Annotated in this window: 22 protein-coding genes and 1 rRNA gene; 13 read left to right on the plus strand and 10 right to left on the minus strand. The window is 65.7% G+C overall.

The features are described from left to right. Window positions 1–145, minus strand: a 16S ribosomal RNA gene (locus BMX07_RS05315); the annotation flags it as partial. A gap of 796 nt (window positions 146–941) precedes the next feature. On the opposite strand from BMX07_RS05315, the gene BMX07_RS05320 reads away from it, so the two are divergent. Further along, window positions 942–2,249 carry a YncE family protein gene (locus BMX07_RS05320; RefSeq protein ID WP_245742058.1) on the plus strand — a complete coding sequence of 436 codons (1,308 nt, stop codon included), beginning with the start codon at window positions 942–944 and terminating at the stop codon, window positions 2,247–2,249. Between the two features lie 33 nt (window positions 2,250–2,282). Here the strand turns inward: BMX07_RS05320 and BMX07_RS05325 are convergent, their stop codons facing one another. Continuing rightward, window positions 2,283–2,897 (minus strand): metal-dependent hydrolase, encoded by a 615-nt coding sequence (locus tag BMX07_RS05325; RefSeq protein ID WP_090614940.1) that lies wholly within the window; start codon window positions 2,895–2,897, stop codon window positions 2,283–2,285. Window positions 2,898–3,392: 495 nt separating this feature from the next. On the opposite strand from BMX07_RS05325, the gene BMX07_RS05330 reads away from it, so the two are divergent. The 6 genes from BMX07_RS05330 to BMX07_RS05355 all read left to right on the plus strand — a co-directional run bounded on the left by BMX07_RS05330 (window position 3,393) and on the right by BMX07_RS05355 (window position 7,715). Next, window positions 3,393–4,454, plus strand: coding sequence for an ABC transporter ATP-binding protein (locus BMX07_RS05330; protein WP_090614943.1), 1,062 nt, complete (start codon window positions 3,393–3,395; stop codon window positions 4,452–4,454). After that, complete coding sequence (locus BMX07_RS05335; RefSeq protein ID WP_090614946.1) at window positions 4,451–5,293, plus strand: ABC transporter permease; 843 nt, start codon at window positions 4,451–4,453, stop codon at window positions 5,291–5,293. The genes BMX07_RS05330 and BMX07_RS05335 overlap by 4 nt, the downstream gene beginning before the upstream one ends. Before the next feature lie 78 nt (window positions 5,294–5,371). Next, a complete protein-coding gene (locus BMX07_RS05340) occupies window positions 5,372–5,593 on the plus strand; it encodes a hypothetical protein (RefSeq protein ID WP_090614947.1) in 222 nt (73 codons plus the stop codon). Window positions 5,594–5,636: 43 nt separating this feature from the next. Next, entirely contained in the window at window positions 5,637–6,932 is a 1,296-nt protein-coding gene (gene hisD, locus BMX07_RS05345; protein WP_090614950.1) for a histidinol dehydrogenase, read from the plus strand. 90 nt (window positions 6,933–7,022) lie between these two features. Then, window positions 7,023–7,235, plus strand: a complete 213-nt coding sequence (locus BMX07_RS05350; protein ID WP_090614953.1) for a hypothetical protein — start codon at window positions 7,023–7,025, stop codon at window positions 7,233–7,235. A gap of 105 nt (window positions 7,236–7,340) precedes the next feature. Continuing rightward, the gene (locus BMX07_RS05355) at window positions 7,341–7,715 is read left to right on the plus strand and encodes a HesB/IscA family protein (RefSeq protein WP_090614955.1); all 375 of its coding nucleotides are present in this window, start codon (window positions 7,341–7,343) and stop codon (window positions 7,713–7,715) included. Window positions 7,716–7,925: 210 nt separating this feature from the next. Here BMX07_RS05355 and BMX07_RS05360 read toward each other — a convergent pair whose 3' ends face one another. The 4 genes from BMX07_RS05360 to BMX07_RS05375 all read right to left on the minus strand — a co-directional run bounded on the left by BMX07_RS05360 (window position 7,926) and on the right by BMX07_RS05375 (window position 10,568). Next, entirely contained in the window at window positions 7,926–8,126 is a 201-nt protein-coding gene (locus BMX07_RS05360) for a dodecin (protein ID WP_090614958.1), read from the minus strand. A gap of 95 nt (window positions 8,127–8,221) precedes the next feature. Then, window positions 8,222–8,881, minus strand: a complete 660-nt coding sequence (locus BMX07_RS05365; protein WP_090614961.1) for a DUF2238 domain-containing protein — start codon at window positions 8,879–8,881, stop codon at window positions 8,222–8,224. Continuing rightward, window positions 8,874–9,494 carry a hypothetical protein gene (locus tag BMX07_RS05370; protein WP_090614964.1) on the minus strand — a complete coding sequence of 207 codons (621 nt, stop codon included), beginning with the start codon at window positions 9,492–9,494 and terminating at the stop codon, window positions 8,874–8,876. Before BMX07_RS05370 ends, BMX07_RS05365 begins: the two co-directional genes overlap by 8 nt. Window positions 9,495–9,578: 84 nt before the next feature. After that, window positions 9,579–10,568 (minus strand): metal-dependent hydrolase, encoded by a 990-nt coding sequence (locus BMX07_RS05375; protein WP_090614967.1) that lies wholly within the window; start codon window positions 10,566–10,568, stop codon window positions 9,579–9,581. Between the two features lie 197 nt (window positions 10,569–10,765). Here BMX07_RS05375 and BMX07_RS05380 point away from each other — a divergent pair, with 197 nt between their 5' ends. After that, window positions 10,766–11,977: a pyridoxal-phosphate-dependent aminotransferase family protein gene (locus BMX07_RS05380; protein ID WP_090617157.1), complete on the plus strand. Its 1,212-nt coding sequence runs from the start codon at window positions 10,766–10,768 to the stop codon at window positions 11,975–11,977. 43 nt (window positions 11,978–12,020) lie between these two features. Here the strand turns inward: BMX07_RS05380 and BMX07_RS05385 are convergent, their stop codons facing one another. Together BMX07_RS05385 and BMX07_RS05390 are read right to left on the minus strand one after the other, a co-directional pair. Then, window positions 12,021–12,329 carry a DUF7116 family protein gene (locus BMX07_RS05385; protein WP_090614970.1) on the minus strand — a complete coding sequence of 103 codons (309 nt, stop codon included), beginning with the start codon at window positions 12,327–12,329 and terminating at the stop codon, window positions 12,021–12,023. Between the two features lie 216 nt (window positions 12,330–12,545). After that, complete coding sequence (locus BMX07_RS05390; RefSeq protein WP_090614973.1) at window positions 12,546–12,785, minus strand: DUF5816 domain-containing protein; 240 nt, start codon at window positions 12,783–12,785, stop codon at window positions 12,546–12,548. Between the two features lie 190 nt (window positions 12,786–12,975). Between BMX07_RS05390 and BMX07_RS05395 the strand changes: the two genes are divergently transcribed. Beyond that, the gene (locus BMX07_RS05395; protein ID WP_090614977.1) at window positions 12,976–13,386 is read left to right on the plus strand and encodes a universal stress protein; all 411 of its coding nucleotides are present in this window, start codon (window positions 12,976–12,978) and stop codon (window positions 13,384–13,386) included. Window positions 13,387–13,405: 19 nt separating this feature from the next. On the opposite strand, the gene BMX07_RS05400 is transcribed toward BMX07_RS05395, so the two are convergent. Both BMX07_RS05400 and BMX07_RS05405 read right to left on the minus strand, forming a co-directional pair. Further along, window positions 13,406–13,849 carry a universal stress protein gene (locus BMX07_RS05400; RefSeq protein WP_090614980.1) on the minus strand — a complete coding sequence of 148 codons (444 nt, stop codon included), beginning with the start codon at window positions 13,847–13,849 and terminating at the stop codon, window positions 13,406–13,408. Window positions 13,850–13,983: 134 nt separating this feature from the next. After that, window positions 13,984–14,994 carry a mechanosensitive ion channel family protein gene (locus tag BMX07_RS05405; protein ID WP_090614983.1) on the minus strand — a complete coding sequence of 337 codons (1,011 nt, stop codon included), beginning with the start codon at window positions 14,992–14,994 and terminating at the stop codon, window positions 13,984–13,986. Between the two features lie 139 nt (window positions 14,995–15,133). Here BMX07_RS05405 and trmB point away from each other — a divergent pair, with 139 nt between their 5' ends. The 4 genes from trmB to BMX07_RS05425 all read left to right on the plus strand — a co-directional run bounded on the left by trmB (window position 15,134) and on the right by BMX07_RS05425 (window position 20,077). Beyond that, window positions 15,134–16,201 (plus strand): HTH-type sugar sensing transcriptional regulator TrmB, encoded by a 1,068-nt coding sequence (trmB, locus tag BMX07_RS05410; RefSeq protein WP_090614986.1) that lies wholly within the window; start codon window positions 15,134–15,136, stop codon window positions 16,199–16,201. A 333-nt stretch (window positions 16,202–16,534) separates the two neighbouring features. Next, window positions 16,535–18,001, plus strand: coding sequence for an extracellular solute-binding protein (locus BMX07_RS05415; protein WP_090614989.1), 1,467 nt, complete (start codon window positions 16,535–16,537; stop codon window positions 17,999–18,001). After that, window positions 17,991–19,034: a carbohydrate ABC transporter permease gene (locus BMX07_RS05420; protein ID WP_090614993.1), complete on the plus strand. Its 1,044-nt coding sequence runs from the start codon at window positions 17,991–17,993 to the stop codon at window positions 19,032–19,034. The genes BMX07_RS05415 and BMX07_RS05420 overlap by 11 nt, the downstream gene beginning before the upstream one ends. Then, on the plus strand, window positions 19,034–20,077 hold the full coding sequence (locus tag BMX07_RS05425) for a carbohydrate ABC transporter permease (RefSeq protein ID WP_090614996.1): 1,044 nt from the start codon (window positions 19,034–19,036) through the stop codon (window positions 20,075–20,077). The genes BMX07_RS05420 and BMX07_RS05425 overlap by 1 nt, the downstream gene beginning before the upstream one ends.

Consider the following 20,077-nt stretch of genomic DNA (forward strand, 5'->3'; position numbering starts at 1 on the left):
AGCCTCAGTTTCCCGAGGTTATCGCCGTCTATAGGGTAGTTTGGCCACGTGTTACTGAGCTATCTGCTACGAGTCTAAACTCGTGCAACTAGCATGGCTAAATCGGACTCCAATAGCAATGACCTCCGGCAGGATCAACCGGAATGCTATCGTACTCCCCCGTGAAGGGGAAGGGCCGGTGGCCGGGAAAGGTGAGACACACTCACACATAAATGGTCCACGTTCGATGACACTGATCGACCGACCAATCGGGCGTCACCGAACTACCAAGGCTAACATCAGATCCCATCTGTACGGCGGACCGCAGGGGTAGGATCCTCATTTCCTCCGGATGTATTCGTAAGCCGTCTGGGGTACATAACCCCTTCGGACTCGAGCCATCCGAGATGACGGAACGGGTTGAACGTTCCGTCGATCACGTCGTCTTTCGCGTCTGTATCCGAGTGCCCTCGTACATATAAGGGCGTCGGATCGAATCCGCGCCGGAAACCGCAGCCGGCGAGGAGTTCCGCGTACGCCGACGGAGACGCCCCGATTATATAAGGGCGTCGTCCTGGACCGCCGAGGGTTCGGCGGGGGTACGACGGGTCCGAGCGCCCTCGAGCGAGGCGGCAGCGGCGTGAACCGCGGCGGCCCCGGGGAGGGTGGATACAGCGTGGGTCCTCCGTGCCGGGTTGCGGCCGGAGGGAGCGTGGCGGCGAGCGCCACGTCGTTCGCATTACAACCGAGTGCCGGGTGCATACATAAGGCCGTCGTCTCGAGGAGGGAGTGCACTACGTTGGACAGTCACGAGACGAGACGTTCGGATACGTACGGACGATCACGAATTACTCATGCCGGATCAGCTCAATTGACGCGGAGCCACGCGACGGAGCCGGAACTGCGGATCGAACGGCGAGCCCACCACGGTGACTTTAGTCGCCAGCGATGGACGACAGCGTATGGACGGACGACAGGGGGAAGACGAAGCGAGCCGCCCGACTCGGGCGAACGAGAACCCCGCCGATCCATTTGCCAGCGGCGTCGATCGGCGGCGACTGCTCGAGACGTCCGTAACCGTGGGCGCGACGGTCTCCGTAGCGGGGTGCCTCTCGGACGACGGCGCGGCGCGTGCGCCGACGGTGTACGTGTTCAACAACGGCGACCGAACGGTGAGCGTCATCGATGCGGAGACAGACGAATCCATCGAGAACCCGTTTATCGATACGACGGCGTCGTTTCCCGCGAACCAGTACGGGACGAGCGCGGACTCCGAGTACGACGTCTGCTGGCTCAACGTCAGCGGGGGCGTTCGCGCGTTCGATCAGCACTCGCTCGCGGAGATCGGGAGTCTCGAGACGGGCTACGGGCCGAACTATCCGAATCTGACGCCGGACGAGTCTCGGCTGGTGGTCGCATCGGGTGGGACGACCACCCTCGACCCCGATCCCGACGAGACGGAGCCCCACGCGATCCACCGGATCGATGCCGACCGCGAGAGCGACGGGTTCGGGGAAGTGACCGGACGGATCGAGACGGAGTACACCGGCCCCTGTGACGTGACGCTCGAGCCGGACGGCGACTACGCGTTCGTGCCGGAAATCGCGAACGAGACGCTGGCCGTCGTCTCCGTCGATCCGTTCGAGATCGTCGAGCGAATCAGCGCCGGAGCGCCCGCCGGTGACGGGGAGGTCTTACCGTTCATGGCGACGGCATCGTTCGACGGCGACTGCCTGCTGGTGGAAAACGGCGAGGGCGAGCTCGGATCAGATCCGGCGGTACCACGAGTGGGTTCTGAGAGCATCTGGGACGTTTCGGACCCGACGGAGCCGGTCGAGCGCGAGCGAATCACGCGCGAGGACGGACTGCCGGCGGCACCGATCACGAGCGAAATCGGTCCCGACGGGGACGTGGCCTATCTCTTCACGCCGGACGCCGAAAGCGTGACCGTCGTCGACCTCGAGGCGGGGGCCGTCGATCGCGAGCTCGACGTCGGTGGACGGTCGATCTCGGGCGCGTGGGGGCCCGCCCGCGAAAAGCTCTACGTGCCAGTACAGACGGCGAATCGCGTCGCAGTGATCGATCACGCGCAGCGAGACGTCGCTACGACCATCGACGCGGGCGAATCGCCGACGGGTGCGGTCGCCGGAACCGTCCGTCCGGATACCGATGCGAGCCAGCGGCTCCTCGGGTCGCTCTCGACCCTCGGCGTCGACGTGGGCGAGCAGGAGATGGCGTTCTGTCCGGAGGGAAACTGTTACTGCGGGTGAGACCGCCCGCGCCGGAAAAGCAGGCCCGAAGTGCTACTGGCGTTGGGTCGAACGGTCCGATCCGATCTGGGCGAGCACGAGCCGTTTACAGCCCAGCAGGAGCTCCCGCAAAACGGGCACACCGTCGTAGACCCACAGCAGAAACGCGAACACGGCGAGTCCGAACTGGAACCAGACGTACGTCGACACGTCCCCGGCGAGCAACTCCCCCAGATAGCGGCCGAACAGCAGCGCGAACGACTCGAGGAAGCCCCGATTGAGGGAGCCCGCGGGGACGGTTGCAACCGGCCAGAGCACGATTTCGACGTAGAAGACACCCTCGTTGACGTAGGAGTAGAGGATGTCGGCCGGGAGGTGCAACAGGTAGCCGACTCCGAACGCGAGGCCGGTTCGCGGGCTGGCTCCCGCGTGCGCGATCGTTCCGACAACGATCGAAAGCGGAACGGCAAAAAACACCGAGTGTCCGAGGGCGTGCCCGGCGTCGAAGACGCCGAACTCCCACGCGAGCGGTTTGTCGATCACGTCCGGAAGGACCGATGCGAAGACGACCGCGAACGCGTCGAGTCCCCCGGGCGAGTCCCGGAATGCGAGGTGACAGAACAGTGAATAGGCGAGATAGCCGACGATCGCGTGTTCCCACGGCCACATAAATCAGTGATTCAGTGGACGGTGAATAGTTATATAGGGCTTGTCACTCCCGATCGAGCGGATCGAACCGCATTCGAGACCGGGCGAACGACGGCCAGCAGCGACGAATGGGCGAGAACAACGGCGGTAGTGACTGCGTATGATCGAGTAGAGACGGTACGATCCGGCCGGAATGATCGACTCGAAGCCGAGTTCGATGTCACCGGCGCGGTACTCGCCTGTAGGGTCGCCGTCGGCGAGTCGCGGTGCCCGGACGACAGTCCTCGAGATCGGTTCGTTTCACGCGGTCGCCGTGAGCGGCGGCGTCTCCGCGGGCGACTCTCGCGAAGCGTTTCAGTAATACGCTCATTACGCACCCGCCGAGCGAGAGGGCGTCCCCGGTGAGCGGAGCGGAGTCGGTCGCGAGCCTGAGACCGGTGTCCTCGCGTTCGAAATTCGAAGTTGCGATGTGACGGCGACTCACAGATATATCCGCGTGGTCGCCCTAGCACGACTGTGACCGAGTACGCAATCGAGGCCCGCGACGTGGCGGTGACGTACGCGGATGGGACCGAAGCCGTCCGTGGCGTCGACCTCCTCGTCGAGACGGGGGAGTTCTTCGGGTTCCTGGGGCCGAACGGCGCGGGCAAGACGACGATGATCAAGACGCTCGTGACGCTGTTGCGACCGACCGACGGCTCGGTGACGGTGAACGGGTTCGATGCCGTTGCGGAGCCACGGAGCGTGCGTGCGACGGTCGGATACATGGCTCAAGAGACGAGCGTCGATCCGGAGTTGACGGCTCGAGAGAACCTTCGGTTCGCCTGCGACGCCTACGGTGTTCCGCGAGGGGAACGGAGCGACCGGATCGACGAGCTACTCGCGCTCGTCGAGTTGACCGACGTCGCGGACAAAGTCGCGGACGATTTCTCCGGCGGGATGAAAAAGCGCCTCGACGCGGCGACCGCGCTCGTCCACCGGCCGCCGCTGGTGTTCCTGGACGAACCGACGACCGGCCTCGATCCGGCCGCGCGAAACCGGCTCTGGGAGTACTTCCGGCGGATCAACGACGAAGGGACGACCGTCTTCCTGACGACGCAGTACCTGGAGGAGGCCGACCAGTTGTGCGATCGGCTGTCGGTCATTCAGGACGGCGCGGTCGTCGCGGAGGGCACGCCAGAGACCCTGAAGCGTCGCGTCGGCGGCGAGATCCTCGCCGTCGAACTCGCGGACCCAGAAACGAGCGATCGTGCCGTCGCGATCGCGCGCGAGGAAGGGGTGTTCGCGGACGGGGCGACGATCGAGCCGACCGAGGTCGGGCTCGCGGTGACGGCGCGCGACGCGCGAACGCGCGGAACGGATCTGTTGGTCGCCCTCCGCGACGCCGGCATCGACGTGACGGGATTCGATGTCCGGGCACCGACGCTCGACGACGTATTCCTCGCGGTGACCGACGACCGGAGCGGGGGCGAATCCACGTCGGCCGACGCCGCTCCGATCGAGACGGTCGGGAACGGCGGCGACTCGAGCGGCAGTGATGGGCGAACGGGACCCGGGGAAACGGGGGGAAAGCGATGAGTACGCCGAGTGTCGACCGTCACGGAGGGAGCTTCGCGAGCGACGTGTGGGTCACGTTCGTTCGGTGGACGATCAAGTCCGTCCGGAACCCGTTCGTGCTCGTCGTCTCCCTCGTGCAGCCGATCATCTTCCTCGTCCTGTTTACGCAAGTGTTCGGCGGCGTCGCGACGAGCGCGCTCGAGGGTGTGAGCTACGAGACGTACCTCGTCCCGGCGATCGTGATTCAGGTGGCGCTCGTCGCGGCCGCAACGTCGGGGATCGGGCTGGTCAACGATATCGAGAACGGCATGTTCGAGAAGACGCTGGTGAGTCCGATGAACCGCAGCGCCGTCTTTCTGGGCAAGACGCTGGCCGAAGTCGTGCGTATCGTCGTGCAGGTCGTGATCGTACTCGGACTGGGCGTGCTACTAGGGGCGGAAATCGCGACCGGGCTGGTCGGCGCGGTCGCGATCACGGGCATCTGTGTCCTGTTTTCGGTCTGGTTCACCGCGTTCTCGAACGTGCTTGCCGTCGTGACCCGCGACGAGGAGTCCACGATCATCGGCGCGAACCTGCTCCAGCTCCCGTTGCTGTTCGTCTCGAGCGCGTTCCTTCCGCTGCCGGCGCTGCCGGAGTGGATTCAGACTGTCGCGACGTTCAACCCGATCACCTACGGCGTCGACGCCGCACGCGCGGTGATGCTCGGCGAGGACACGATGACGGTCGTCGAAGTCGCGCGCTTCGACGGGCTGTGGAACACGCTCGTCCCCGCACTGGCGGTTCTGTTCGCACTGGCGATCCTGTTCGGATCGGTGGCCGTCTACGCGATCGGGCGCGCGGCCAGCGCCGACGTTCGGTGACGGGTTCGGTAACGACCCGGTGGCGGGACCGAACCGGGTAACCGACACGATTTACTTCCCGCGGTCGTACGAGCGGGCATGGACAGATCGGGTTTCGTCAAACTCGCGATCATCGCGTTCGGACTCGTGACCCTGAGTTTCTTCGTTCGGGGGACCAGCCGACTGGTGCTCGGCGCGGAGATCGCAGCGTTGCTCCAGGCGCCGTTCGCGGTCGTCGGCTTCGGCCTCCTCTGCTATCTCTTCGTCAGGGCGACCCTCGACGTGGTCGGCGTCTGGAACGTCGAAGATCCCGACGCGTGAGCGGAAGGAAACCGTTTTTCGACCGCCCCACGAACCCGAAGGCATGACAATCGACGTGCAGGCGATCGCCGATCTCGGGCCGGACGACCGCGCGGCCTTCTTCGAGCGCGACGCCGGTATCGAGTCGGTCAGGGGAGACGTCCGCGAAATCGTCGACCGCGTCCGCGACGAGGGCGACGTCGCCGTTCGCGAGTTCACCAGCGAGTTCGACGACGTCGAGGTCGGGAACCTCGAGATAACCGACGAGTGCGAGCGCGCGTCCGACGAGATCGACGCCGAGGTTCGGGACGCGATCGAGACGGCCGCGGGGAACGTCCGGGAGTTCCACGAGGCCCAGCTTCCCGACGACTGGCGGCGTGAGTTCGATACCGGGCGGGAGCTCGGCCGTCGGTTTCGGCCGCTCGAGCGCGTGGGCGTCTACGTTCCCGGCGGTTCGGCGGCCTATCCCTCGAGCGCGATCATGGGCATCGTCCCGGCGGTCGTCGCTGGCGTCGACCACGTCTCGGTCGTCACGCCGCCCGCCGACGAGGTGAATCCGGTAACGCTGGCGGCGATCCACGTCGCGGGCGCGGACGCGGTCTACAGCGTCGGCGGCGCGCAGGCGATCGCGGGACTGGCCTACGGGACGGAGACGGTCACTCGCGTCCAGAAGATCGTCGGCCCCGGGAACAAGTGGGTGACGGCGGCCAAGGCCGAAGTGCGGGGCGACGTCGAGATCGACTTCCTCGCGGGGCCGAGCGAAGTGGCCGTCGTCGCCGACGAGACTGCCGATCCCGAGCTCGTCGCCGCGGAGCTCGTCGCGCAGGCCGAACACGACCCGAACGCCTCGGTCGTGGCCGTCACCGACGACGAGGCGACCGCCGACGCCGTCGCAGCGGCCGTCGAGGAACAAGCCGGCGCGCGAGAGCGCGCGGCCGTCATTCGAGATGCCCTCGCCAACGACGCGAGCGGCGTCCTCCGCGCTCGATCGATGAGCGAGGCGATCCTCTTCACCGAGGCGTACGCACCCGAACACCTCTCGATCATCGCCGACGACGACGAGTCGATCCTCGACCGAATCGACAGCGCGGGCAGCGTCTTCCTCGGGCCGAACACCCCCGTCGCGGCCGGCGACTACGCCAGCGGCACGAACCACGTCCTGCCGACCGACGGCGGTGCGCGCGTGACCGGCGGGCTCTCGGTCGAGACGTTCCTCCGGTCGACGACGGTCCAGCGCCTCTCCGCCGAGGGACTCGCGGGTCTCGGCGACGCGATCACTACCCTCGCGGATGCAGAGGGGCTCGAGGCCCACGCCGAGAGCGTCCGGAGGCGGCTTCCGGACGACGCGGAACGGGACTGATCGCCGGCCGAACCGAGTGCGGCCGGGTGTTTCAGATAGCTAACATCGCAAACCGGTTTTACGTAGCTGGAGAGCGGAGTAGGAACCGAGATGGAACCGCGTGTCGACCCGATGGACGGCCGCGTCCTCGAGCGCAACTACGACTACGCACAGCGGAACGTGCGGCTCCTCTCGATGTGGTACGACTGCGAACTCGAGCGGATGCTCGAACTGCTGGCGGAGCACGACATCGAGCTCTCGCGGAACGACGAGCGACAGTTCGGGACGTGTTATCGGTCGTTCCGTCGGCGGGCGAACTGCTAGCCGAGTCGGCAATCCGTGCGGTCGGGGAGACGTAACCGGATTCAGCTAGGTCGGAGACCCGAGGGTGGCGTCACAGTTAACATCGTCGCGCCGAAATGGAGTGGTATGAGCACGGACAGTATGGATGGCGGGGAGGCGGACACGCGCCCGACGATCGAAGTGACCGAAGACGCGGCCGAACAAGCGCTCTCCCTGCTCGAGGGCGAAGAGCTCGACGTGACGGAGGCCGGACTACGGCTGTTCGTCCAGCAGGGCGGCTGCGCCGGACTTTCGTACGGCATGCGGTTCGACGACGAGCCGGACGAGGACGACACCATCTACGAACACCACGACCTCCGCGTGTTCGTCGACCCGGCGAGTCTGAAGTACATCGAGGGCAGCGTCCTCGACTACGAAGACGGGCTCCAGGCCGAAGGGTTCCACGTGGACAATCCGAACGTCGTCAGCGAGTGCGGCTGCGGCGAGTCGTTCCGGACGTAACTGTTCTCGTTCCCGCCCTTCCCCTCGCCTGCGGGCGATCACTCTCGAAGTGCGCGCGGCTCGACGAATCAGCCGGCGGCGGCACGGTCACCGCCCCTTCGTCACGTCCGTTCGAGTATCGACATCGACAGCCGCGAGCCGCGACGCCGCTCAGAAACGGGCGGCGTACTGCGGCGATGCGAGCGGCCGCTGGCTCCGCCGTCGATCGGACTACTCCTCGAGTTCGAAGGCAACTGTGACCTCCGCCTGGTACTCCCGGTCGTCGGTGCTGGCGAGTTCGACCCCGAGTTCGTCGACTTCGATCCAGTGGACGTTCTGCAGGGTCGCTTCCGCGCGGTCGATGGCGTCGTCGGCTGCGGCGTCGAAGCTTTCGGGGCTGGTGCCGATGAGCGTTATCTTCTTGAAGACCATGGCCTGACTTCCTACACCGTATAGCGACGTAAAGCTGATCGTCGGTTTCGCGGAGTGAGTCCTCGCAGTCGTGAAACCGGGACCGGGACCAGGAGTCAGTCGGACCGGGACTCGAATCGCTCGCGGATCGCACCGGTGACGTCCGAGAGGTAGGCACCGCCCCACAGCGCGACGATGAGCGCGCCGATCGAGTTGAAGACGAAGTCGAGCATGGTGTCGGCGAGTCCGTACTGGGTGAGCACGGCCTTGGTTCCCAGCGCGTCGGCCGCCAGTGCGATGGCGAACTCGAGGATCTCCCAGAGGACGCCGAAGGCGATGACGAACAGCAGGATGAACACGGCGACGAACCGCCGCGGGAGGTGGACGCCGTCGGCGTGTTCGTCGAACGCGCGGACGGTGGCGTAGCCCGCGGCGGCGACCAGCGACGCCGACAGCGCGTGCGTCATGTGGTCCCACCACCAGACCTGGCTGTAGAGCGTGGTGGTGGCACCCGGCAGCCCGACGGTACCGAACGCGTGGAGGAAAACGGCGGTGGTGATCCACAGGGTAAGTCGCGGGTCCATCGGGATCTCGTAGTCGCGCTCGAGCAGCGGCGGGAGCTGGGTGACGAGGAGCGCCACCCCGGTGTTGATCACGATCCCGGCGTTGCCCCGATCGATGCCGACGAACAGCATGCCGACCAGCGAGAGCTCCATGAGGTAGGTGAGCTGGCGCTGACGGCGTTTGGAGGGGAGTCGACGCTCGAGGTTACCCATCCTCCACCTCCGTGGTCGGCCGGACGTCCGCCGGGAGCCGTCCTTCCGGAGGGACGTAGCGTCTGAAGTAGAGTTCGAAGACGATGCCGGCACCGAGCCCGGCGACGGCCGAATACACGAACTCCCACATCACCGCATCGTGATCGGACGAAAACGGGATGCCGAGCGTTTGCGCGGCGCTCCATCTGAGAAGCGCCCACAGCCCCGCGGCGGCCATCGTCGCGACGACGACGAGGACGATGGCGAAGCCGGGAGTCATCTGTACGGTGGTGAACGACTGAAGTTCGACGGCGAGGACGAGCGCGATCGCCGCGACCGAGAGATACGCCGCGAAGTGACCTGTCAACCGGTCGGCACCGACGGCCATCCCGAGCACCGGCAGGGCCGCCAGAAGCAGGACCTCCCACGGAAGCATCACGAGCCGGGATCGGAAGGCGATCGGCGGGAGCAACGCCAGCGCGACGAGTACGGCCGCGAACGTCGCCCAGAGGAACCCGTTCCCGGTCGCGAGTTCGGCGGCGCCGATGGCTGCGATCGCGACGACCAGCACCCACGCGACCGCTGCGTTGGTTCGCCCGTCCGCGATCAGTCCCTCGAGTGGAGTCTGAGACACGGATAGCTCGTACTGACTGTTCTCACAAAAGCATATGTAGTCGACCGTCGGGGAGCGCTGAGACGACCCGTGACGCGACGGCGATCACGCCGAGACGGCGAGCACGTAGACGGTGGCGTACGCGGCGAGTGCGATAGTTACGGCGGTCAGCGCCGTGAGCGCGACCTCGAGAACGCCGTCCGGCGACGGCAGTCCGCGATCGCTCGCGCGCGGAACTTCCAGCGAGGGGGTCTCCCGAACGACGCCACAGAGGAGGCCGACGCCGAGGATGGAGAAGACGAAGTGGTAAGACACCTCGAGCGTCGGCGGCGTCGCTGCGAGCGCGGCGACGCCGTAGGCCGCGCCGACGGTTGCCCGGCGGTCGACGGACGCGAGGGGCGACCGATCGGTGAGCCGGCAATAGACTGCGAGCGCGAACCAGATGGTCGCGAGTTCGATCGCGAACGCCCCGAGCAGGTGCAACGTCGGGTTGGAGTGGAGGACGACGCGCGACTCGAGAACGGGGGACGGAAACGGGAAGAGCCAGTCCGGCGGAGCACCGGTCACGAGGTCTCCCCACGGATGCGACCAGAGGCCCCAGAGCGCGGCGACGGCGACCGTCGCCGGCGACAGCGTCGAGGCGCGAGCGACGCCGCGGGCGACGAGGATGCCGCTCACCGCGAACAGTCCCATGACGAACACGGCGAGGGAGCCGTCCCAGACGAGCGCGATCACGAGCAGGGTCACCAGGAGGCCGACGCCGGCGATACGGCCGAACCGTGCGCGATCGGAGCGGCCCCGAACCGCGAGCAGTCCGAACGCCGGTGCGGCGACCGCGCCGACGACCAGCGAGTGGGTGACGGAGCGGTGGACGACCCGGCTCGCGTCCCAGAAGGCCGTCGACGCCCCGAGCGCGCCATCGCCGACCTGCCACTCGAGGAGGCCGACGAGCGCGTACGCGACGTCGATGTCCGGGATCGCGGCGAACGCGCCGGCGACGACGCCGACGGCAAGCGCCGACCGGCGCTCCCAACCTTGCCAGTCGGCGACGAGCGCTGCGACCGCGAACGCGAGGAGCGCGTGACCGACGAACACGATATATCGGGTATGTGTTGGGTGTGCTTAAACGGCTCGCACGCGTGCGGGACCGTCCCATGGTCGGGTATCGACGCGACGGCGACGACCGAACGGCGCGAACTCGAGAGATCACGGCGGGCGGAGAGTCGCCCGACGGAGACCTGTATTTCGCCGCTGCCGGTAGGTCTTTGCGAGTGGCACTCGAGCACACGCCCATGGCTCAAACACCGTCGAACGAGACGGCTCGCGCGCCATCCGTCGGCGAACTCACACCTCCGGATCGGACCCTGATGGGGCCCGGTCCGAGCGACGTGAATCCGCGCGTGCTCCGGGCGATGAGCACGCCGCTCGTCGGCCACCTCGATCCTGCCTTCGTCGAGATCATGGACGAGGTACAGGAGTTGCTGCGCTACACCTTCCGGACGGACAACCAGTGGACGATTCCAGTTTCGGGAACCGGATCGGCGGCGATGGAAGCTGCGATCGGCAACGTCGTCGAGCCGGGCGACACGATGCTCGTTCCGACCAACGGCTACTTCGGCGGCCGGATGGCCTCGATGGCCCGCCGCGCCGGCGGCGACGTCGTCGAGGTCGACGCGCCGTGGGGCGAACCGCTCGATCCGGACGACGTGGCGGACGCGCTCGCCGAACACGACCCGGACGTCTTCGGCTTCGTCCACGCCGAGACGAGTACCGGCGTGCTCCAGCCCGACGTGCCGGCCCTCACCGCGGCGGCCCACGACCACGACGCGCTCGTGATCGCCGACAGCGTCACCTCGCTGGGCGGCGTGGAGCTTCGCGTCGACGAGTGGGACATCGACGTCGCCTACTCGGGTCCGCAGAAGTGTCTCTCCTGTCCGCCGGGCGCGAGCCCGCTCACTCTCTCGGACGAGGCCATGGAAAAAGTCCTCTCCCGCGAGGAGGAGCCCCGCTCGTGGTACCTCGATCTCTCCCTGCTCGAGGGCTACTGGGGCGACGAACGCGCGTACCACCACACCGCACCGATCACGAACGTCTACGCGATCCGGGAGGCGCTACGACTCGTCGCCGAGGAAGAGATCGAGGACCGCTGGGCGCGCCACGAACGACTGGCCGGCGCGCTGAAAGCCGGCGTCGAGGGGATGGGACTCGAGATGAACGCTCCCGACGAGTACTGGCTGCCGAGCCTGAACGCCGTCCGCGTCCCCGACGGGATCGACGACGGCGAGGTCTGCGACGCCCTGATAGAGCGGTACGACCTCGAGATCGCCGGCGGACTGGGCGATCTCGCCGGCGAGATCTTCCGGATCGGCTGCATGGGTCACTCCGCGCGGCCCCAGAACGTGATCTACGTGGTGACGGCGCTGGGTGACGTCCTGGAGTCGATGGGCGCGGACGTCGATCCGGGTACCGGCGTGACTGCGACGCGCAACGCGCTCGAAGAATAGGGGGTCGGTGTTTCGCGGGTTCGACGATTCGCTGACGCTGGTTTTACGCCGACACTCGCGGTCCTGGTGGCGCTCGTTCGACCTGATAGTCCTCCCCGTCGACGACGATGATGGCCCACTCGTAGTTCGGGTTCGTCCGTTCGAGTCGCGCCTCGAGGTCGTCCGCGTCCGCTGGCTCGGCGACGAAACAGTGGAACTGTCCGGACGACGACGACGGAAGCTCTCCTGCCTCGAGGACGGTGTTTACGTGGACGACTTTCCATGCTCGTTCGGCGCGGAACTCGGGACCGTTTCCTTCGACGGTGTAGCCCAGTTCGGCGAAGATCGACCTGGCCTGCTCGACGAGTCGCATGTTAACAGGACCCATTCACTACCACCTTCGTCGGCATCCACCATAAATGTTAGTACGTAACAGGAATTCCCAGTAACGTTCCACGAATTCGAAATCCGACGCCCTATCGATTTCGCGGTGTTCCGGTAGTCGTCGTTTCCGGACGGTAATCGTCTATTATCGGCGCGGCGGACACGGCCGTCTCTGGCGGGAGTCGATCGCGGCCCGACGGCGGAGTTATTCGTGAGCGGCGTCCCACTCCGTGGGCTTGCGAAAGTTCCCACACTGGTTGCACTTGATCCGCCCCATCGCGTCCATTGCGTTGTCGAGACTCTCGCAGTTCGTACAGAACCAGCCGTAACGGCGCTCGGCGTCGGCGGATTCGAAGGCGACGAGAAACGGTCCCTTCGATCCTCTATCGCCGTCCGTCTCCGAGATGTAGACGGTATCGCCGTCGTCGGTCGACCAGGATTGCATGTCCGCTGATAGCCTCGCTCGCGGTAAATGACTGTCTTTCCGGGTCGGTGTCGCCGACTCGAGTGGCGAGGGGATGGCGGCGAGCCGACCGGGTACGTTCGGGTGCGACGGAGCGACATATGGGACAGGTTCGCAGTGTGGACAGTCCGTACTGAAAGGTTTACCCGGCCGGAAACCGTTCGGATGCCTAATGTCGTTGGTCGTGGTTCCCGTTCGGTATCCGTTGTCGAAGCACTCCAGACGAACCCTCGAACGGGCGATCGAGGTCGCGCGCGAGCGTGACGCAGCGTTGACAGTTCTCCACGTCGATCTCTATCAGAACGGGAAGAAAGTAACGCGTATCGACCTGAAAAACGCCGTCGAGAGCACGTTCGGACGGCTCGAGAGCGCTCGGTACGTCGTTCGCACCGGCTTTCTGGTCGAAGAGAGCATCCTCGACGAGGTCGCGGCGGAGCGGGCCGACGCCGTCGTCATCGGGAGCAAACAGGCGAGTCGCCTCCGCCGGATCTTCCAGCGGTTCACCGATAATCCGGACATCGACAGTTACCTCCGAACTCACCTCGACTGTGAAGTCATCACGGTCGAGAGTGCACGCGCCTGATCTCGTCCGTAGGTGGTCGTTACTCGGTTTTGCCGGCGTTTCGAACGACGAACACCGGAACCGTGGCGTTGTCGACGACCCGCTCCGAGACGCTCCCCAGCGACGTCACCTTCTCGCGCGGGCTCTTGCCGCGCGTTCCGATAACGACCAGGTCGATCCCCTGCTCGTCGACGTACTCGAGAATCGTCTTCGACGGGGTCCCCTGTCGCACCTCGCTGACGGTCTCGAGTCCCTCGGCGGTCGCTCGCTCCTCGACGGCGGCGACGGCCGCTTGCCCCTCGTCGCGGAGCGAGCGCTCGAGGTCGGTACTGGTGTTCTCGTCGGCGGCAGCGGTGACGCGACTGTCGACGACGTACAGCGTGTGGACCGTCGCGTCGTTGTTCGCCGCGATCGGCAGTCCGTGAGCGAGCGTCTCGGAGATCGTATCACTTCCGTCGGTGGGAATGAGAATGTCGTCGTACATCTGTCGGCTAGCCGCGAATTGAACCGGGGATAGCATAAATCACCCCCTCGGTATCGGACGAGCGAGCCGAGACGACACGCAAGTGCTTCGTGTGAGATCCAGCGACGCGGCCGTCGGTCCGCCTCGACGATCCGTCACCGATCGGGCGAATCAGCGGGGTTCTCGGCTGCCGTGCTCCCGTCGCCCGGTTCGACCGACGAGCCGGTGGTCGGCCGATCGATGCCCGAGTCGTCCACGGCGACCCGCGCCACGCCGCTCGAGTCGTCGAAGACGTGGTGGCGACGCGGGTAGGCGAACTCGACGTCGAGCTCCTCGTAGCGGTCGCCGATGGCGTCTTGAACCGCCGACTGGACGACGGTCTGCTTGTAGGGGTGTTTCATCCAGAAGAGCAGTTCGAGGGCGATCCCGTGATCGCCGTACTCGCCGATGTAACAGGACGGTGCCGCGGCGTACCGGGCACTGCCGATCCGTATGTCCGGGCCGCCGGAGATGACCTCCTCGACGTTTCGGGCGGCCCGCTCGGCGGCCCGTCGCGCCGCCTCGAGGTCGCTATCGTACGTGACCTCGAACGTGACCGAGATCCGCGTGCGCTCGTCCTCGGCGGAGTAGTTGATGACGTCGCGCGTATGGATCTCGGAGTTGGGAATGACCATGAAGGCGTTCTGGAGGGTGAAGATCTTGGTGTAGCGGATCGTGATGTCCTCGACGAAGCCGCGGTGGCCGGCGTCGGCGATCTCGATCATGTCGCCGATCTCGTAGGGGCGATCGGCCAGCACGTAGAAGCCGTTGATCAGACTCCCGACCACTGGAGCGAGCACGACGGCGATCACGGCCGAGATGACGGTCACGGAGAGGAGAATCTGCGTGTCGCCGACGCCGAGGATGCGGGCGGCGATGGCGGCCGTCCAGAGGATGATGGTGATCCTGACGGCGCGAAGGACGGTCCGGGTGACGCTCGGCCGTTCGATCCGGCGAGCGACCGTCCGGCCGGCGATCCGAACGGCGACCTTCGAGAGATACCAGCCGACTGCGAGGACGAGGACCGCAAGGCCGATCTCGACTGCTCGCGGCGGGATCGGGATGGGGAGCGCGTTCCGGACGCCCTCGACTGCCGAACTCTCGTTCATATAGAGCACCCCGCGCATATCAACACGCTCAGGCCCGGTGTGGTTAAGAGTTCTGACCATCAGTTTTGGGCACCGATATCGGAACAACCCGATTTCGAAAACGCGTGCTACTCAGAATACAATAAATCATTTAGCGGTCGGGAGTGTAGGGCCGGATATGGCACCAGACGAACTTCGCTCGACCGTCGAACGCGTCGGGGACCGGTTCAATCTCGGCGAATACGAAATCGACGCGTATCTCACCGTCTTAGAGCAAGGACAGCTCACGGCGAGCGAAATCGCGGACCGAACGGAGATTCCCCAGCCGCGCGTCTACGACACCGTGCGCAGTCTCAGCGATCGCGGACTGGTCGAGCTCCGGGAGTCCCGCCCCATGAAGGTCGTCGCGATCGATCCGGCGGAGGCCTTCGACGACGTACAGTCCTCGTTCGAGCAGATGATCGAGGAACTCGAGGCCCGGTACACCGCGCCGGCTCGCGATACGGAGGCCGTCTCGCTGGTCAAATCCCGATCGACGATCCTGCGGTACCTCGAGGAGGTCATCGACGCCGCGGAGTTCGAGCTCGCGCTGTCGCTGACGCCGGATCTGCTGACCCGGTTCGAGGCGGAACTGCGCGCGGCGGTCGACGCCGGCGTGAGCGTCGACCTGATCGTGACGCCGGCGAGCGAAGCGCCGGACCCGGAGGACTTCGCGTACGGCGAGGTCGCGACGACCGCCCGCGCCCGGCGGGGGATCACGACGCCGGTCGTCGCCGTCGCCGACGGCAACTATTCGGTCTACGCGACCCAGGACGCGCTGCGCGACGATCAGGACCGGTACGGCGTCATCTTCAACCGGTCCGCGCTCGGCTTCCTCATCTCCGGGTTCTTCGGAACCGTCCTCTGGACGACCGCCGAACACACGCTCGGGGAGGACGGCGCTGCCCGGACCTACCCCCGGAAGTACGCCTCCATCCGCCGATGCGTGAAAGACCTCATTGACGAAGGGGGCGAGTTCTACGCCACCATCGACGGTCGCGACGTCGAGGTCGGCGGGCAGCGGATCGTCCGCGGTCGCATTCGCGACATCTCCTTCGAGGTTAGCGAAGAGGTTGCCAGCCTCACGATCGAAACGGCGGACGGCGAAGACGTCTCCGTCGGCGGCCGCGTCGCCGCCCTCGAGGACGTCGAGGCCCACGAGATCCACATCGGGCGGAACGAACCGCCGACGCTCGAGGATCGCTGACACTCGCGGCGCGGGAAACCCGACTGTCGAGCGTCGAGTCGACGGCGACGCCGTTCGCTGAATCGGTCGTCGCATTCGCGACCACCGCTTCGGCGGATTTGCTCCGCGAGATACGTCGAGCAGTGTCGTATTCCATTGGCCGGCATCTGCCGACCGCCGGTCGACAATCGGGGATTAGAGATGCTCGTTCCGCCGCGTTGGAAACCGACGGAGGGCCGTCCTCGCAGTGTTCCATATTGGGTTCCCATAACGGAAACGAGATCTGAACACTCACATTTTATTACTATATTTATAGCTAACAATTAAGGTGGAGAACGTGGTCCGTTCCTGCGCATGGGACGTGATATCGCCGGCCAATGCGACCGCTCCCGCATCAGACGGCGGTCGTTCCTGAAAGCTGCATCGGCGTCGACAGCGGGAGCGGTCGCCGTCACCGGCTGTCTCGGGCGGGGTCGACAGGCGAACACCATCGTGATGACCGCCGACTCGGGTGTCGCGGGGATCATACACAGCGACGGCGACGGGCCCTCCGTCCAGCAGGCGCTCTGGGACGCCGGGCTCGACGAGGACATCCGCCTCGAGATACAGACCGTCGTCAGCGACTCCGCATCGCGGATGCAAACGGCTCAATCGGCGCTCGAAGCGGGGCGTGCTCCGCCCGACATCCACATGATGGACAGCGGCTGGACGGTTCCGTTCATCCTTCGGAACCAGACGGTCAATCTGACCGAGGAGCTCTCGGGCGACGTGCTCGAGCGCGTGAACAATACGTACCTCGAGGCGATCCTCGAGACGGCGCGCGACCCACAGACCGGTGACCTGCACGCGCTGCCGTTCTTTCCGGATCTGGGGTTCACACTCTACCGCGAGGATCTGATCGAAGATGCCGGCTACGACACCGCAAACTGGCCGTCGGAACCGCCGTCGTGGGAGGAGTTCTCGGCGGCGGTCCGCGATGCGCGGGACCAGGCCGGCCTCGACTACGGGTTTACGACGCAGGCGGCCGCCTACGAGGGACTGTCCTGCTGTACGTTCAACGAGGTGATGACGTCCTGGGGCGGGGCCTACTTCGGGGGGGTCGACAACCTCTTCACCGCGGGCGACCGGCCGATCACCGTCGACGAGGAGCGGTGCATCGACGCGATCCGGATGATGCGCTCGTTCATCGAGGGCGAGGAGGAAAACGCCATGGACGGCTACGCACAGATCTGTCCGTCGGCGATCGTCCAGTGGACCGAACAACAGTCGCTCAACCCGTTCGCCAACGGCGAGGCCGTCTCGAACCGCAACTGGTCGTACGCGATCGCGGAGACGGGCACCGAAGACGCCTTCGGTGAGAATCTCGGGGTCACGACGCGACCGTACGCGGTCTCCCAGCAGGAGGCCGAGTACGACGGCAGCGGCGGCACCGTCGCGGCACTGGGTGGCTGGAATCTCGCCGTAAGCCCGTTTTCGGAGCGTCAGGAGCAAGCGCTGCAGGTCCTCGAGGCGTTCGCCACCGAGGAGGTCATGCTCACGGTCTTCGAACTCGGGGGCTACTTACCACCGAATCTCGATCTGGTCGCGGAGGCCAGTCCCGACGATGTCGGCCCCGTCGCTCGCTACGGCGACGTGGTCCAGCGGGCCAGCGAGAACGCGATCCCACGGCCGGCAACCGACCTCTGGCCGGAACAGTCCGCGCTGATATATCAATCGGTCAACGCGGCGTATCGTGGCGAGCAATCCCCCGAGGCCGCGATGAGCGACCTCGCAGAAGAACTCGAGCAGAGCGAAGCGGAGGTGGAAACAAATGGCAACTGACACGGATACGGACGGGTTGATCGGCGGCGAGTCCGGACGGGAACAGGACCGTGATCGGACCGGCAACGCCCTCGTCAACTGGATGGAGGGTCTGAGTGAGGCCGCATACGCGTACCTGTTGTTACTACCAGCGTTCGCGTTGCTGACGCTGATCGCGTTCTATCCGATGATACGGACGTTCGTCATGTCGCTTCGCGCCAACGAGACGCGGGGACTCGATCCCCTCGGCGGCTTCGTCGGCATCGAGAACTACGTCGACATCCTCACCGGGAACGCGCGACTGGCTCGACAGTTCCTCGACGTCGGACTGACGTCGTCGTTCCCGTTTATCGAACTGGGAACCCCGTTCTTCCAGCAGGCGCTGTTCGTCACGCTCGCCTTCGCGGTTATCAGCGTCATCTTCGAGACCGTGATCGGGTTCGGCCAGGCTTACGTGCTCGATCAGGAGTTTACGGGGCGTCGCTGGGTCCGCGTGGCGATCATCCTCCCGTGGGCGGTGCCGATCGTCATTCAGGGGATGATCTTCTTCCTGCTGTTCCAGCCGACGGTCGGGTTCGGCTCCGACCTCATGCAGAGCATCGGCATCTTCAGCGGGACGCCGCTGGCCAACAGCCGGGACGCGTTCATCATCATCCTCGTGGCGGACATCTGGAAGTCGTCGGCGTTCATGGCCCTGCTGATCCTCGCGGGACTCCAGAGCGTCGACCGGAACCTCTACGACGTCGCCCGCGTGGCCGGTGCTTCGCCGTGGCAGCGATTCAAGATGATCACGCTCCCGCTCGTGATGCCGGCCCTACTGGTCGCGATGCTGTTCCGAACCATGGACGCGATGCGCGTCTTCGGGCTGATCGAGTCGACTGCCGGCTGTACGACCGTTCCCTCGCTGAGCTGTCTCGTCGTCGAGGCGATGTTCGGCGGGACCCGCATCTACGCGACGGCCGCGGCCGTGGCCTTCGCCACGGCGCTCGTGATCGGCCTGATCATCGGCGGCTACGTGCTACTCTTCCGTGACACCGAAGGAGGGATGTACTGATGTCCGACCCAACAGATTCCACCGATCCGAACGACACCGGAGGCATCGACGACGCCGGCGGCGGGCCGCCACGAGACCCGACCCTCCGCCGACCCGACGGCGGCACGACGGTCCTCGAGGACGACCGCGACGCCGAACTCGACCGCGGCCCGTTCCAGCGGTGGGTGGCGAACTCCATCTCCCACCCCGAGCGGGTGTACCGGGCGATGTTCTACGTCGCAGCGATCTTCTTCCTCGTGACGACGCTGTTCCCGTTCTACTGGCTGCTCATGGTGGCACTGACGCCGGAAGGACAGCTTCAGGACATCGTCTTCACGCCCAACGGCTTCAATCCGGGCGCGTTCGTCGAGGTATTCCAGGTGATCCCCTTCCACGTCTACATGTTCAACAGCTTCGTGATCGCGCTCGCTTCGACGGTCGTCGTCCTCGTCGTCGCCAGCCTCGCCGGCTACGCCTTCGGCCGCCTCGAGTTCCCCGGCCGAACGCCGCTCATGCTACTGGTGTTGATCATTTCGTTCTTCCCACCGGCCGCGTTCTTCATCCCGCTGAACGACCTCTTTAACACCTCGTTCGTGTTCCTCGAGCCGATCACCGGCGACGGCACGCTCTACAACACGCCGTTCGCCCTCGTGACCCCACTGTCGGCGATCTTCATGCCGCTCGCTATCTTTATTCTCACGACGTTCTACGGACAGATCCCGGACGGCCTGGAGGACGCGGCTCGCGTCGAGGGGACGACTCGCCTCGGCGCGCTGTTCCGGGTCATCATCCCGCTGTCGGCACCGGGCGTCGCGACGGCCGGCGTGTTGACCTTCATCGCCGTCTACAACGAGTTCTTCTTCTCGTTCCTGATGACGGACGGTCAGCCGGAAAACTGGGCGCCGATCCTCGACGGGATCCTCGCGTATCAGGGACAGTACGAGGTGTTGTACAACCTCATGGCCGCCGCGAGCATCCTCGGGGTGGTCCCCGTCGCGATCCTCGTGGTCATCGCACAGGAAAAGATCGTCAGCGGACTCACCGCAGGAGCACTCAAGGAGTAA

Source organism: Natrinema salaciae (assembly GCF_900110865.1).
GTDB lineage: Archaea > Halobacteriota > Halobacteria > Halobacteriales > Natrialbaceae > Natrinema > Natrinema salaciae.